The following is a 14,327-nucleotide window of genomic DNA, read 5'->3' as shown; positions in this document are numbered from 1 at the left end:
GCGCCGGCGGTCTGGCCGCCGGCGCCGACCCCGCATTATTGCCGCAAACGAGGGCCGTTCGCTCAGACCGCGCTGACGCCGCCGTCGACCGCCAGGATCTGCCCGGTGATGTGCTTGCCGGCATCGCTGGCGAACAGCAGCGCGGCGCCCTTCAGGTCTTCGTCGTCGCCCAGCCGATGCAGCGGCACGCCCGCGCACATGGCCTCGACGCCCATGCGCTCGAGCGAGCCCTTGGTCATCTTGGACGGGAAGAAGCCCGGCGCCAGCGCGTTGACGGTGATGTTGTGCTCGCCCCACTCCGCCGCCAGCGTGCGCGTGAAATTGACCACCGCGCCCTTCGAGGTGTTGTAGGCAATGGTCTCCATCGACCCCGGCGGATTGCCGGCCAGGCCCGCGATCGACGCCACGTTGATGATGCGGCCGTAGCGGCGCGGGATCATCGACAGCTTGCCGATGCGCTGGCTCAGCAGGAACAGGCCGCGGATATTCAGGTTCATCACCTTGTCCCACGCTTCCAGCGGATGGTCTTCCGCCGGTGCGCCCCAGGTGGCGCCGGCGTTGTTGACCAGGATATCGACGTGGCCAAGCCTGGCGATGGCCTCGTCGGCCAGCCGGGCGATCTCGGCTTCCTGCGAGCCGTCGGCGGCGATCCAGTCGGCCTCGATGCCGAGGCCCTTCAGGTGTTCCTGCGCCGCGCGCAGCTCGTCGGCCTTGCGCGCCGACAGCACGATGCGCGCGCCCTGCTCGCCCAGCGCCTCGGCAATCTGCAGGCCAAGCCCGCGTGAGCCGCCGGTGATCAGCGCGGTCTTGCCCTTCAGGTCAAACAGTTGCTGGATGGTGCGCATGTTGTCTCTTCCTTGGTTGTCTTTGAATGGGGCAGTAAGCCGTCAGAACCGGCGCTCAGAACCAGGCGTCCTGCATGTCCAGCGTGGTGCGGTCGAGGGATGCCAGCAGGTCGAGCTGGGGGCCGACCCTGGGCAGCTCGAAGTGGAAGAAGTACGCCGCCGCGGCCAGCTTGCCGCGATAGAAGTCCTGGTCTTCCTGGCCGCTTGCCTGCGCCAGCGCGGCCCGCGCCAGCAATGCCTGCTCCAGCCAGATCCAGGCGACCACGACGTGCCCGAAGGCTTCGAGATAGACCGATGCGTTGGCCAGCGTCACGTTGACATCGCCGGCGCTCCACAGCGTCTGGGTCACCTCGGCCAGGCGCTTGGTTGAGGAGCCGAGCGCGCGCGCCTGCTGCGCCAGTCCGGCATCGTCCGCGGCCAGCGCGCGGCCGATGGTGGCCTGCACGCGCTCGCCCAGCAGCCTGAACGCGGCGCCATCCTTCATCACCACCTTGCGGCCCAGCAGGTCCAGCCCCTGGATGCCGTGCGTGCCTTCGTGAATCGGGTTCAGGCGGTTGTCGCGGTAGAACTGCTCGACGTTGTATTCGCGGGTATAGCCATAGCCGCCATGCACCTGGATCGCCAGGTTGTTGGCCTCCAGGCACCACTGCGACGGCCAGCTCTTGGCGATCGGGGTCAGGATGTCGAGCAGCAGCGCCAGGCGCGCATGCGCTTCCTGGTCGCCGGCGGCGGCAGCGGCTTCTTCCTCGTCCACCAGCCGCGCGCAGTACAGGTTCAGCGCCAGGCCGCCCTCGACATAGCTCTTCTGCGCCAGCAGCATGCGGCGGATATCGGCGTGCTCGACCAGCTTCACCTGCGGGCTGGCGGCATCCTTGCCGCCGGGGCCGACCGGGCGGCCTTGGGGGCGGTTGCGCGCATAGTCCAGTGCATGCAGGTAGCCGGTATAGCCCAGCATCACCGCGCCCAGGCCCACGCCGATGCGCGCCTCGTTCATCATGTGGAACATGCAGGCCAGGCCCTTGTGCGGCTCCCCAACCAGGTAGCCGATCGCGCCCGCCTTGCCGCCCGGCTGGTACTTCATGCCCTCGCCGAAATTCAGCAGGCAGTTGGTGGTGCCGCGGTAGCCCATCTTGTGGTTCAGGCCGGCCAGCACCACGTCGTTGTGCTCGCCCAGCGAGCCGTCCTCGTTCACCAGGTACTTGGGCACGATGAACAGCGAGATGCCCTTCACGCCGGGGATCAGCTTGCCGTCCGGGCCGGGAATCTTGGCCAGCACCAGGTGGACGATGTTCTCCGACAACTCGTGCTCGCCGGCGGAAATCCACATCTTGTTGCCGCGCAGGCGGTATTGCGCGCCCAGCGGCGATTCGCCCTCGTACTCGGCGCGCGTCGTGATATCCGACAGCGACGAGCCGGCCTGCGGCTCCGACAGGCACATGGTGCCGAAGAAGCGCCCTTCCATTTCCGGCTTGACGAAGGTCTCGACCTGCGCCGGCGTGCCGTGCGTGAGCAGCAGGTTGGCGTTGCCGATGGTCAGGAAGGGGTAGGAGCTGGTGCCGACGTTGGCACCCTTGAAGTACGCGAAGCCGGCCTTTTCCACCACCACCGGCAGCTGCATGCCGCCCAGCTCGTAATCCTGCCCGGCGGCCATCAGGCCGGCGTCGCAGAAGGCCTTCAGCGCGGTGCTGACCTCGGGGATGATGCTGACGGTCTCGCCGTCGAATTCGGGTTCGTGCTGGTCGTTCTTCTTGTTGTGCGGCGCGAACAGGTCGGTGGCGATCTTCTCGCAGGTGTCCAGCGCGGCATCGAAGGTCTCGCGCGAGTGGTCGGCGTAGCGCGGGATGCGGGTCAGCTCATCGACCTTGAGCCATTCATACAGGATGAAGTTCAGGTCGCGGCGGGAAAGGATCATCGACATGGTGTCTCCAGGCGGCGCACTGCGTGGGGCGCCGTGAATTCTTGACTGCCTTCTTGTACGAACCGCCCCGCATTGAATCGCACCGCATGGGTGCCCCCTCTCCCGCTTGCGGGAGAGGGTTGGGGTGAGGGCCGGACGGTACGACGAAGTACAGGCCGGCGGTATGCCACCGCCTGCCCTCACCCCCTGCCCCTCTCCCGCAAGCGGGAGAGGGGAGCAAACCGGCAGCGTGCCGGTTTTGTCGCCAGTTACAGAACTTCGAACAGACCAGCAGCGCCCTGGCCGCCGCCGATGCACATGGTCACCACCACATACTTCACGCCCCGGCGCTTGCCCTCGATCAGCGCATGACCAACCAGGCGCGCGCCCGACACGCCATACGGATGCCCCACCGCGATCGCGCCGCCGTTGACGTTGAGGCGGTCCATCGGGATGCCCAGCGTGTCGGCGCAGTACAGCACCTGCACCGCGAAGGCTTCGTTCAGCTCCCACAGGCCGATGTCGTCGACCTTCAGGCCAGCCTTCTTCAACAGCTTGGGCACCGCAAAGACAGGGCCGATGCCCATCTCGTCCGGCTCGCAACCCGCCACGGCAAAGCCGCGGAACACGCCCAGCGGCTGCAGGCCCTTGGCCGCCGCCACGCGCGCGTTCATCACCACCGCCGCCGAGGCGCCGTCCGAGAACTGCGAGGCATTGCCGGCGGTGATCACACCACCCGGCACGGCGCTGCGGATCTTGGAAACACCTTCGAGCGTAGTGTCGGCGCGAATGCCTTCGTCGCGGTCGATGGTGACTTCCTTCGTCACCAGCTGGCCGGTGGACTTGTCGGCAACGCCGGCAAGCACCGTCATCGGCACGATCTCGTCCTTGAACTTGCCGGCTTCCTGCGCGGCCGCGGCGCGCTGCTGGCTGCGCACGCCGTATTCGTCCTGGCGCTCCTTCGAGATGTTGTAGCGCTTGGCCACGTTCTCGGCGGTCTGCAGCATGTTCCAGTAGATTTCCGGCTTGTTCTTGGTCAGCCAGCTTTCCTGGACCATATGGCGGTTCATCTCCTGCTGCACGCACGAGATGCTCTCCACGCCGCCGGCCACGAAGATGTCGCCCTCGTCGGCGATCACGCGCTGCGCGGCCATGGCAATGGTCTGCAGGCCCGACGAGCAGAAGCGGTTGACGGTGGCGCCGGGCACGGTGACCGGGCAGCCGGCGCGCAGCGCGATCTGGCGCGCGATGTTGGCGCCGGTGGCGCCTTCCGGGTTGGCGCAGCCCATCAGCACGTCTTCGACCTCGGCGGCTTCGATCCTGGCGCGCGCGATGGCGTGCTGGACCGCATGGCCGCCCAGCGTGGCGCCGTGGGTCATGTTGAAGGCGCCCTTCCAGCTCTTGGCCAGGCCGGTCCGTGCGGTGGATACGATGACTGCTTCGTTCATGTGATGCTCCTCGGAATCTCTTGTGTCGTTCAGTTCGGTGTTTCGGTTCAGCCCTGGCCACGGAGCAGGTCAACGGACATCACGCGCGCGACGCCGGCGGCGCCGAGGTCCTGCCATGCCTTGGCCAGCGACCCGTCCAGGTCGATGGCCCGGCATGCATCCTCGATCACCGCGGCCTCGAAGCCGGCGGCGCGCGCATCGAGCGCGCTCCAGGCCACGCAGTAGTCCGTCGCCAGCCCGGCGCAGAACACGCGCCTGACGCCATGCTCGCGCAGGTAGCCGGCCAGCCCGGTGCGCGTGGTGCGGTCCGCTTCCATAAAGGCGGAGTAGCTGTCCACGCCGGCATGATGGCCCTTGCGGATCACCAGCCGCGCGTGCGGCACGTGCAGCCCCGCATGCAGCGCGGCGCCGGGCGTGTCCTGCACGCAGTGCACCGGCCACAGCACCTGCTCGCCATACGGCAGCGTGAGCATCTGGAATGGCTGCGTACCGGCATGGCTGGCCGCGAACGAGACGTGCGCGGCCGGATGCCAGTCCTGCGTCAGCACCACGTGCCCGAACGCGCGCGCCAGCCGGTTGATGACGGGCACGACCTCATCGCCGTTGGGCACGGCAAGCGCGCCGCCCGGCATGAAGTCGTTCTGCACGTCGATCACCAGCAGGCAATCGCCAGGTCGGAGGGTGGTGTCCATATCAGTGCCAGGGAGAACCGTGATGGCGTCTTAGCCGCGTCTTACCCGTTAAAGCCCTTGCCTTCGTCCGCCAGCTTCTGCAGCAGCGGCGCCACTTGCCAGGCTTCGCCGTGGTAGCCCTTGGCGTAGCGCTTCATGGCCAGCGCCACGTTGTACAGGCCGACCTGGTCCGCGTACAGCATCGGGCCGCCGCGGAACAGCGGGAAGCCGTAGCCGGTCAGGTACACCATGTCGATATCCGAGGCCTTGGAAGCAATGCCTTCTTCCAGGATCTTGGCGCCTTCGTTGACCAGCGCGAACACCAGGCGCTCGACGATCTCCTCGTCAGAGATCTTGCGGCGCGTGATGCCCAGGTCCTTCGAATGCTGCACGATCATGTCGTTGACCTGCTGGTTCGGGTACGGCTTGCGGTCGCCCGCCTTGTAGTCGTACCAGCCCGCGCCGGTCTTCTGGCCGAAGCGGCCCATTTCGCACAGCAGGTCCGCGGTCTTGGAGTACTGGATGTCCGGCTTGTCCACGGCGCGGCGCTTGCGGATGGCCCAGCCGATGTCGTTGCCGGCCAGGTCGCCCATGCGGAACGGGCCCATGGCGAAGCCGAACTTCTCGATGGCCTTGTCGACCTGTTCGGGCAGCGCGCCTTCGTCCAGCAGGTAGCCGGCCTGGCGGCTGTACTGCTCGATCATGCGGTTGCCGATGAAGCCGTCGCACACGCCCGACACCACCGCGGTCTTCTTGATCTTCTTGGCCACCTGCATCACCGTGGCCAGCACGTCCTTGCCGGTCTGGTCGCCGCGCACCACTTCGAGCAGCTTCATCACGTTGGCCGGGCTGAAGAAGTGCATGCCGACCACGTCCTGCGGACGCTTGGTGAACGAGGCGATCTTGTTGACGTCCAGCGTGGAAGTGTTGGATGCCAGGATCGCGCCGGGCTTCATCACTTCGTCCAGCTTCTTGAAGACGATTTCCTTGACGCCCATCTCTTCGAACACGGCCTCGATCACCATGTCGGCGTCCTTGATGTCGTCATAGGACAGCGTCGTGCTCAGCAGCCCCATGCGCTGCTCGACCTTCTCCTGCGTCAGCTTGCCCTTCTTGGCGCTGTTCTCGTAGTTCTTGCGGATGATGCCGACGCCGCGGTCGAGCGCTTCCTGCTTGGTTTCCAGGATGGTGACCGGGATGCCCGCGTTGAGGAAGTTCATGCTGATGCCGCCGCCCATGGTGCCGGCGCCGATCACGGCGACCTTCTCGATCTTGCGCACCGGCGTGCCTTCGGGCACGTCGGGGATCTTGCTGGCGGCGCGCTCGCCGAAGAAGGCATGGCGCAGCGCGCGCGATTCCGGCGTGGTCACCAGGAACAGGAAGCCCTCGCGCTCCTGCTTCAGGCCCTGCTCGAACGGCTTGAGCGAGCCCGCCACGGCTTCCAGGCACTTCAGCGGCGCCGGGAAGTTCTTGGCCATCGCGGCCACGGTGTTGCGGGCAAAGCCGAGGTAGCCCTCGGCATTCTCGTGGCGCACCTTCAGGTCGCGCACCTTGGGATGCGGGCCGCTGGCCGCGCCGACGTTCTGCGCGAACTTGACCGCCGCGGGCAGCACGTCACCGTCGACGATCTCGTCGAACAGCTTGGTGCCGGCGAACTTCTCGGACGGCACCGCGGTGCCCGACACGATCATGTTGGCGGCGGCCTCCAGGCCGATCACGCGCGGCAGGCGCTGCGTGCCGCCGGCGCCGGGCAGCAGGCCCAGCTTGACTTCCGGCAGCGCGATCTGCGCGCCCTTGGACGCCACGCGGTAATTGCAGCCCAGCGCCAGTTCCAGGCCGCCACCCATGGCAACCGAGTGCACGGCGGCGACCACCGGCTTGGACGAGGCTTCCAGCACGCGGATCACCGAGTGCAGCGTCGGCTCCTGCATCGCCTTGGGCGTATTGAATTCGCGGATGTCGGCGCCGCCCGAGAAAGCCTTGCCAGCGCCGGTGATGACGATCGCCTTGACGGCGGCATCGTCCAGCGCACGGGTCATGCCTTCGACGATGCCAAGCCGGGTGCTGTGACCCAGGCCGTTGACAGGGGGATTGTCGAGCGTGATGACGGCTACGCCGTCCTGAACCTGATACTGCGCTGTCATGCTGGTTCCTTTGGTGTCAGAAGTTGTCTCGGGATTCGAATTCTCGAATGAATGTTCTCTGCAGCGCGAGGCATGCCGGCTGACGCCGCGCCTGCCCCCGGGCCGCGGCCGTCACGGGCGGGTTAACCCTTGACCCGATCCGCCGCTTTCCCGCGCCCCACAACGCCTTCCGGCGCTTGGGCGAAACAAGCATACACAAAATAGCACGGTCGTTCAATTTTAATTTCCGAACATTTTCGGGGCCATGCGCAATGCGAATGCCGCACCTTATCCGCCTGCATGGAGCCAACGCTTAACCGCCGCGAGGCGGTGCCCCCGATGCCGGTTAAGACACTTGCCACCATCCGCGCGCGCCGCCTCCAGACCAGTATCGGACTTTATTTGACCGATACGGGAAAATCGCCGGGGCAGACGCGGTAGACTCGCGGCTTTTCGTTTTTTGCCCCCCCGGCCTTCACGAGACGCCGGGCGGCTGAAGGTCCAGCGCCCCTGATGTCTTCCCCCACCGATTCCTCGTCCCGGCCCGCTTTGGCGCCGCATGGACACCAGCACCCGGTCGTCGAGCACGACGACCTCCAGCGCAAGCTCAAGGCCCGCCACCTGACCATGATCGCCGTCGGCGGCGCGGTCGGCACCGGCCTGTTCGTGGCCTCGGGCGCGTCGATCGCGCAGGCCGGCCCCGGCGGAGCGCTGCTGATGTATATGCTGATCGGCCTGATGGTCTATTGCCTGATGACCAGCCTGGGCGAGCTGGCGGTGCACATGCCGGTGGCCGGTTCCTTTGTCACCTACAGCGCGCTCTATGTCGACGAAGGCTTCGGCTTCGCGCTGGGCTGGAATTACTGGTTCAGCCTGGCGGTGACCATCGCCGTGGAGCTGACCGCGGCGCAGCTGGTGATGCAGTACTGGTTCCCCGACATGCCCGGGCTGGTCTGGAGCGCCGGCTTCCTGCTGCTGATGTTCGGGCTCAACGCCTTCTCGGTGCGCGGCTTCGGCGAGGCCGAATACTGGTTCGCGCTGGTCAAGGTGGTGACCGTGGTGGTGTTCCTGGGCGTGGGCCTGCTGATGATCTTCGGCATCCTGCAGGGCGGCCCGCAGTCGGGCTGGCACAACTTCACCAGCGGCGATGCGCCTTTCGTCGGCGGCATCCCGGCCATGTTCGGCGTGGCCATGATCGCCGGCTTCTCCTTCCTTGGCACCGAAACCGTCGGCGTCGCCGCCGGCGAGGCCGAACGCCCCGCCATCACCATTCCGCGCGCGATCCGGCAGACCTTCTGGCGCATCCTGCTGTTCTACGTGCTGGCCATCCTGGTCATCGGCGTGCTGATCCCCTATACCGACCCCAACCTGCTGCGCAACGACGTGACCGACGTCGGCGTGAGCCCGTTCGCGCTGGTGTTCCGCCATGCCGGGCTGGCCTTCGCCGCCGGGCTGATGAACGCGGTGGTGCTGACCGCGCTGCTGTCGGCCGGCACCTCGAGCATGTACGTGTCGACGCGGATCCTGTACGGCCTCGCCGTCAGCCGCCGCGCGCCGCGCGTGTTCGGCCGGCTCACGCGCAACGGCGTGCCGTTTTTCGCGCTGCTGGCGACCACCGGCATCGGCGCGCTGTGCTTCCTCAGTTCGCTGCTCGGCAACAAGACCGCCTACCTGTGGCTGCTCAACACCTCGGCCATGACCGGCTTCATCGCCTGGCTCGGCATCGCCGTCAGCCACTATCGCTTCCGCCGCGGCATGGCCCGCCAGGGGCATGACCTCGGCAAGCTCGCTTACCGCTCGCCGCTGTATCCGTTCGGGCCGGTCTTTTCCGCTGTGCTGTGTCTGGTCATCATCGGCGGGCAGAATTACCAGGCCTTCGCCGACATCCCGAACCGGTGGCCGGAAATCGTTGCTACCTATATCGGCGTGCCGGTGTTCCTGGTGCTGTGGCTGGGATATCGGCTGGTCACCGGGTCGCGGCTGATTGCGTATGAAGATATGCCGTTTGCGTTTCCGCAGCCGAAGGCCGGGGACAAGCGAGAGGCTGCGTAAGAACTCCCCCGCCCCGCTCCCGCATGCGGGAGCAGGGCGAGACCATGCGGGACGCACAGGTCAGCCTTACACCTCCAGCCACTCCTTCCGGACCTGCCCATTGGCCTTCAGTTCGCCCGGCGTGCCTTCGAACACGATATGCCCGTGGCCCATGACATAGACCCGCTGCGAGATATCGAGCGCAATCGCCAGCTTCTGCTCGATCAGCAGCACCGAGACGCCGCGTTCCTTCAAGGTCTTCAGGTAATCCCCCACCAGCGCCACGATCATCGGCGCCAGCCCTTCGGTAGGCTCATCGATCAGGATCAGGTCGGGATCCCCCATCAGCGTGCGGCACAGCGTCAGCATCTGCTGCTCGCCGCCGGACAGCACGCCGGCCGAGGTGTTCTCGCGCTCCTTCAGGCGCGGGAACATGTTGAACATGTCCTCGACGCTCCAGCGCGGCTTGGCCTGTCGCGGGTTGCGCTTCTCCCCGAGCAGCAGGTTCTGGCGCACTGTCAGCGTAGGGAAAATATCCCGGTTCTCCGGCACGTAGCCGATGCCGAGATGCGCAATCTCGAAGGTCCGTCGCCCGAGGATCTCTTCCCCCCGGAACTTCACCGACCCTTCGGCCTTGACCATGCCGAGGATGGCCTTGGCCATGGTCGAGCGCCCCACCCCGTTGCGCCCCAGCAGCGCCACGATCTCGCCCTCGCCGATATGCGCGTCGACGCCGTGCAGGATGTGGCTCTTGCCGTAATAGGCGTGCAGGCCCGTGACTTCCAGCATGCGCTTGCCCATCAATGCGCTCCTTCAGTGGTGGCTTCGTCCAGCGTGGTGCCCAGGTAGGCTTCCTTGACCTTGCGGTTGTTGCGGATCGCCTGCGGGGTATCGGTGGCGATGACCTCGCCGTAGACCAGCACCGAGATGCGGTCGGCCAGCCCGAACACCACGCTCATGTCGTGCTCCACCATCACCAGCGTCTTGCCCACCGTGACCTTGCGGATCAGCTCGACCGCGTGGTCCGATTCGGAGCGGCTCATGCCCGCGGTGGGCTCGTCCAGCAGGATCACCTCGGCGCCGCCGGCGATGGTGATGCCGATTTCCAGCGCGCGCTGCTCGGCATAGGTCAGCAGGCCGGCCTGGGTATCGCGGCGGTGCTGCATGCCGATCAGCTCCAGCACGTCGTCGGCGCGCTCGCGCGCGTCGCGCAGGCCGGTGAGCCGGTGCCAGAACGAATACTTGTAGCCGAGCGACCACAGCACCGCGCAGCGCAGGTTCTCGAACACCGACAGCCGGTGGAAGATGTTGGTGATCTGGAAGCTGCGCGACAGCCCCATGCGGTTGATGACAAAGGGCTGCAGGCCGCCGATCTCGGCGCCGTTCAGGCGCACGGTGCCGCTGCTCGGCGCGAAGCGGCCGGAGATCAGGTTGAAGGTGGTCGACTTGCCGGCCCCGTTCGGGCCGATCAGCGCATGGCGCTCGCCCTTCGGGATGCTCAGGTTCACGCCGCGGATGATCTCCGTCTGGCCGAACTTCTTGCGTACATCGGTCAGTTCCAGTGCCGCCGCGCTCATGCCCTGCCTCCTGCGATTTCTGCCTGCACCTTGTCCCATTGCGCGCGCGATGCGCGCACCGCCAGCCGCCACGCGGCCAGCCCCACCGCCCACAGCGCCGCCGCCGCCAGCCATGGCGCCCAGGTCGCGGCATCGAAGCCGATGCCGAACAGCTTCATGGCCGTGCCATTGGCGCTGTCGACCTGGACCTTGTAGACCAGCTCGACGGTCACGATCACGGCCACCAGCAACACCACGCCGGCCGCGCCGGCCTTGGCATAGGATGGCAGCATGCGGCGCAGCTTGCCCTTCGCCGCCAGCGGCAGTTGCATCAGCAGCAGGCTGGCCAGGCCGCCCGGCACGAACATCACCATCAGCACGAAGAACAGGCCCAGGTAGAGCAGCCAGGCCTTGGTCAGGTCCGACAGCGCCACCGCGAACAGCACGAACACCACCGCGCCGATGATCGGCCCGAAGAACACGCCGGCGCCGCCGATGAACACCGCCAGCAGCACGCCGCCGGAACGCACCGCGCTGACGTTCTCGGCCGAGACGATCTCGAAGTTGATCGCCGCCAGCGCGCCGGAAATGCCGGCGAAGAATGCCGACAGGATCAGCACCAGGTAGCGCACGCGCTGGGTGTTGTAGCCGATGAACTCGACCCGCTCGGGATTGTCGCGCACCGCGTTGGCAATGCGGCCCAGCGGCGTCTGGGTCCAGGCGTACATCGCCACCATCGACACCAGGCACCATGCCGCGATCAGGTAGTAGACCTGGCGCCCGGGCCCGAAGCTGATGCCCAGGAACGGGTCGCCGACCACGCGGTTGGTGGAGATGCCGCCCTCGCCGCCGAAGAACTCCGGGAACATCAGCGAGCTGGCAAAGACCATCTCGCCGATGCCCATGGTGATCATGGCGAAGGTGGTGCCGGCCTTCTTGGTGGTGACGTAGCCGAAGATGACGCCGAAGAACGCGCCGGCCAGCCCGCCCACCAGCGGCAGCATCGACACCGGCAGCCACACCTTGCCGGCGCCGACCATGTTCAGCACGTGCACGGCGATAAAGGCGCCCAGCCCGGAATACACCGCATGGCCGAACGACAGCATGCCGGTCTGCCCCAGCAGCATGTTGTACGACAGCGCGAAGATGATCATGATGCCCATCTGCGACATCAGCGTGATGGCGAAGCCCCCGGTGAAGAACAGCGGCAGCACCAGCATGACCAGCACGGTCAGGCTCCAGATGATCCAGCGCGCCAGGTTCAGCGGGCGGTAGCGCAGGGTGCGGCCGGTTGTCACCGGCTCGCGGGGTTGTTGCATCGCTTGCTCCATGGCGTCAGCTCTCCCGGGTTCCCATCAGTCCACGCGGGCGGAAGATCAGCATCACCACCAGCAGCAGGTACGGCAGCACCGGCGCCACCTGGGCCACCGTCAGCTTCCACAGCGAATAGAACGGCGTGGCCTCGCTGACCGCCAGGCCGAGGCTGGTCATCAGGCCCGCCAGCGAGGCATCGATGGTGACCGCGAAGGTCTGCAGCACGCCGATCAGGATCGACGCGATGAACGCGCCCACCAGCGAGCCCATGCCGCCCACCACCGCCACCACGAACACGATCGACCCCACCGCGGCGGCCATCGACGGCTCGGTGACGAAGGCATTGCCGCCGATCACCCCCGCCAGCCCCGCCAGCGCGGCGCCGCCGCCGAATACCATCATGAACACGCGCGGCACGTTGTGCCCCAGCGCCTCGACCATTTCCGGATGGGTCAGCGCGGCCTGGATCACCAGCCCGATGCGGGTGCGCGTCAGCACCAGGTAGATCGCCACCAGCATGCCCAGCGACACCAGCATCATGAAGGCGCGGTACTTGGGGAACGACGAGGTGAACACCGTGAACAGCGGTCCGTCGAGTTCGGCCGGGATCCGGTACGGCACCGCCGCCAGGCCCCACACCAGCTTGACGCCCTCCTCGATCAGGTAGGCCAGGCCGAAGGTGAACAGCAGCTCGGCCACGTGGCCGTACTTGTGCACCGTGCGCAGACCAAAGCGCTCCACCAGCGCGCCCGCGCCCGCCACCAGCAGCGGCGCGAAGATCAGCGCCGGCCAGAAGCCGATCTTGCTGGCGATGGTGTAGGCAAAGTAGGCGCCCAGCATGTAGAAGCTGGCATGGGCAAAGTTGAGCACGCCCATCATGCTGAAGATCAGCGTGAGGCCCGACGACAGCATGAACAGCAGCAGCCCGTAGCTGATGCCGTTCAGCAGTGAGATGACGAAGAATTCCACAGCGTGTCCTTCAAGCTGGTGCCGCCATGCGGGGGCATGCCGGCAACCGTCCGGGTCGATCGAGGGTGAGCGCCACCGCCGGGGGCGCACATCGCCCCCGGACACTCCCCGTTATGGTCTGGAAAAAGACCGGAATGTCGGCCGGAAAGACCGGAAGTATGCAGGCCGCGCGGCCACTCTGTCAGCGATGGCCGCGCCCCGCCGTCGGGATCAGCCCGGCCGCTTCATCTGGCAGGAGGTCGGCTGGGCCGACACGTACTGGTCCATCAGCGCGTTGGTCTTCCAGCCGTAGCCGGTGTTCTCCTGGTCGTACTTGACTTCCTTGCCGTCGACCTTGGTCCAGGTGGCGACCACCAGCGGCTGCTGCGCCTGGTGGTCGGTGTTGCGCATCTCGACCGTGCCGTTCATGCTGTCGACCTTGATGCCTTCCAGCGCCTTGGCCACCTTGACCGGATCGGTGGAGTTGGTGTCCTTCATCGCCTTGCTGAGCATGGCAATGCCGGTGTAAGAGGCCATCACGTAGAAGTCGTCGTTGTACTTCTTCTTGTAGCCCTCGATGATGTCGGCGCCGCGGAAGCCCTTGTTGTTGGGGTTGTAGTAGCCCACGTACTTGACGTGCTCGGCACCGGCCGAGCCCATCGCGGTCGGCACGCCGGTGGTGCCGGCGTAGTAGGTGTAGTAGTTGGTGGTGAGCCCGGCGTCCTTGCCCGCCTTGATCAGCAGCGCGAGGTCGCTGCCCCAGTTGCCGGTGATCACGGTGTCGGCGCCGGAGGCCTTGATCTTGGCGGCGTACGGCGCGAAGTCCTTGACCTGCGCCAGCGGATGCAGGTCTTCGCCGACGATCTGGATGTCCGGGCGCTTGCGCTTCAGGTAGTCCTTGGCGGCGCGCGCCACCTGGTGGCCGAACGAGTAGTTCTGGTTGATCAGGTAGACCTTCTTGACGTTCGGGTCCTTGGCCAGGAAGGTGGTCAGCGCCTCCATCTTCATGTCCGAGTTCGCGTCCAGGCGGAAATGCCAGTAGTTGCACTTGGCATTGGTCATGTCCGGATCCACCGCGGCGTAGTTCAGGTAGACGATTTCCTTGCCGGGGTTGCGCTCGTTGTGCTTGGCCACCGCGTCCTGCAGCGCCAGGCCGACCGACGAGCCGTTGCCCTGCACGATGTAGCGAATGCCCTGGTCGACCGCCTGCTTGAGGATGGTCAGGCTTTCCTGCGGCGACAGCTTGTTGTCGAAGCCCACCACCTCGAACTTGTGCGGACCGGCCCAGCCCTTCTGGTTGGCGACATCGGCCACGTACTGCCAGCTCTTGAGCTGGTTCTGGCCAACCGGCGCCATCAGTCCCGAGAGCGGATCGATAAAGGCGATCTTCACCGTATCCGCGAGTGCGGCCCCCGAAACCAGCGCAGAACCCAGTGCGGCAAACGTGGCCACACCGGCCACCAGCGGACGCATTTTCGTCATACCTGTCTCCTT

General features: G+C 66.4%; 11 protein-coding genes. 1 reads left to right on the top strand and 10 read right to left on the bottom strand.

Going from position 1 to position 14,327, the window contains the following annotated elements; translation table 11 throughout:
• Positions 1 to 62 precede the first annotated feature (62 nt).
• From U9J39_RS23185 to U9J39_RS23165, 5 genes are all read right to left on the bottom strand, one after another.
• A complete protein-coding gene (locus U9J39_RS23185; RefSeq protein WP_018005924.1) occupies positions 63 to 845 on the bottom strand; it encodes an SDR family oxidoreductase in 783 nt (260 codons plus the stop codon).
• A 55-nt stretch (positions 846 to 900) separates the two neighbouring features.
• Positions 901 to 2,763 carry an acyl-CoA dehydrogenase gene (locus U9J39_RS23180; protein ID WP_115709376.1) on the bottom strand — a complete coding sequence of 621 codons (1,863 nt, stop codon included), beginning with the start codon at positions 2,761 to 2,763 and terminating at the stop codon, positions 901 to 903.
• A 248-nt stretch (positions 2,764 to 3,011) separates the two neighbouring features.
• Positions 3,012 to 4,190: an acetyl-CoA C-acyltransferase gene (locus U9J39_RS23175; RefSeq protein ID WP_115680172.1), complete on the bottom strand. Its 1,179-nt coding sequence runs from the start codon at positions 4,188 to 4,190 to the stop codon at positions 3,012 to 3,014.
• 47 nt (positions 4,191 to 4,237) lie between these two features.
• Positions 4,238 to 4,882, bottom strand: coding sequence for a bifunctional nicotinamidase/pyrazinamidase (gene pncA / locus U9J39_RS23170; protein WP_326348188.1), 645 nt, complete (start codon positions 4,880 to 4,882; stop codon positions 4,238 to 4,240).
• Between the two features lie 41 nt (positions 4,883 to 4,923).
• Entirely contained in the window at positions 4,924 to 7,005 is a 2,082-nt protein-coding gene (locus U9J39_RS23165) for a 3-hydroxyacyl-CoA dehydrogenase NAD-binding domain-containing protein (RefSeq protein ID WP_115680170.1), read from the bottom strand.
• Positions 7,006 to 7,497: 492 nt separating this feature from the next.
• On the opposite strand from U9J39_RS23165, the gene U9J39_RS23160 reads away from it, so the two are divergent.
• Positions 7,498 to 9,036, top strand: a complete 1,539-nt coding sequence (locus U9J39_RS23160; protein ID WP_116312528.1) for an amino acid permease — start codon at positions 7,498 to 7,500, stop codon at positions 9,034 to 9,036.
• Positions 9,037 to 9,102: 66 nt separating this feature from the next.
• Here the strand turns inward: U9J39_RS23160 and U9J39_RS23155 are convergent, their stop codons facing one another.
• The 5 genes from U9J39_RS23155 to U9J39_RS23135 form a co-directional block, all read right to left on the bottom strand.
• A complete protein-coding gene (locus U9J39_RS23155; protein WP_115709370.1) occupies positions 9,103 to 9,816 on the bottom strand; it encodes an ABC transporter ATP-binding protein in 714 nt (237 codons plus the stop codon).
• Entirely contained in the window at positions 9,816 to 10,592 is a 777-nt protein-coding gene (locus U9J39_RS23150; RefSeq protein WP_025585937.1) for an ABC transporter ATP-binding protein, read from the bottom strand. The genes U9J39_RS23155 and U9J39_RS23150 overlap by 1 nt, the downstream gene beginning before the upstream one ends.
• Positions 10,589 to 11,902, bottom strand: coding sequence for a branched-chain amino acid ABC transporter permease (locus U9J39_RS23145; RefSeq protein ID WP_115709367.1), 1,314 nt, complete (start codon positions 11,900 to 11,902; stop codon positions 10,589 to 10,591). Before U9J39_RS23145 ends, U9J39_RS23150 begins: the two co-directional genes overlap by 4 nt.
• A 4-nt stretch (positions 11,903 to 11,906) precedes the next feature.
• Entirely contained in the window at positions 11,907 to 12,854 is a 948-nt protein-coding gene (locus U9J39_RS23140; RefSeq protein WP_062799143.1) for a branched-chain amino acid ABC transporter permease, read from the bottom strand.
• Between the two features lie 210 nt (positions 12,855 to 13,064).
• A complete protein-coding gene (locus tag U9J39_RS23135) occupies positions 13,065 to 14,315 on the bottom strand; it encodes a branched-chain amino acid ABC transporter substrate-binding protein (RefSeq protein WP_116312526.1) in 1,251 nt (416 codons plus the stop codon).
• Between the last annotated feature and the right edge of the window lie 12 nt (positions 14,316 to 14,327).

It is taken from the genome of Cupriavidus sp. SS-3 (assembly GCF_035818815.1).
In the GTDB taxonomy this organism is placed as follows: Bacteria; Pseudomonadota; Gammaproteobacteria; order Burkholderiales; family Burkholderiaceae; genus Cupriavidus; species Cupriavidus taiwanensis_C.
Note: the sequence above shows the minus strand (reverse complement) of the source record. Positions and strands in the feature narration are given on the sequence as shown.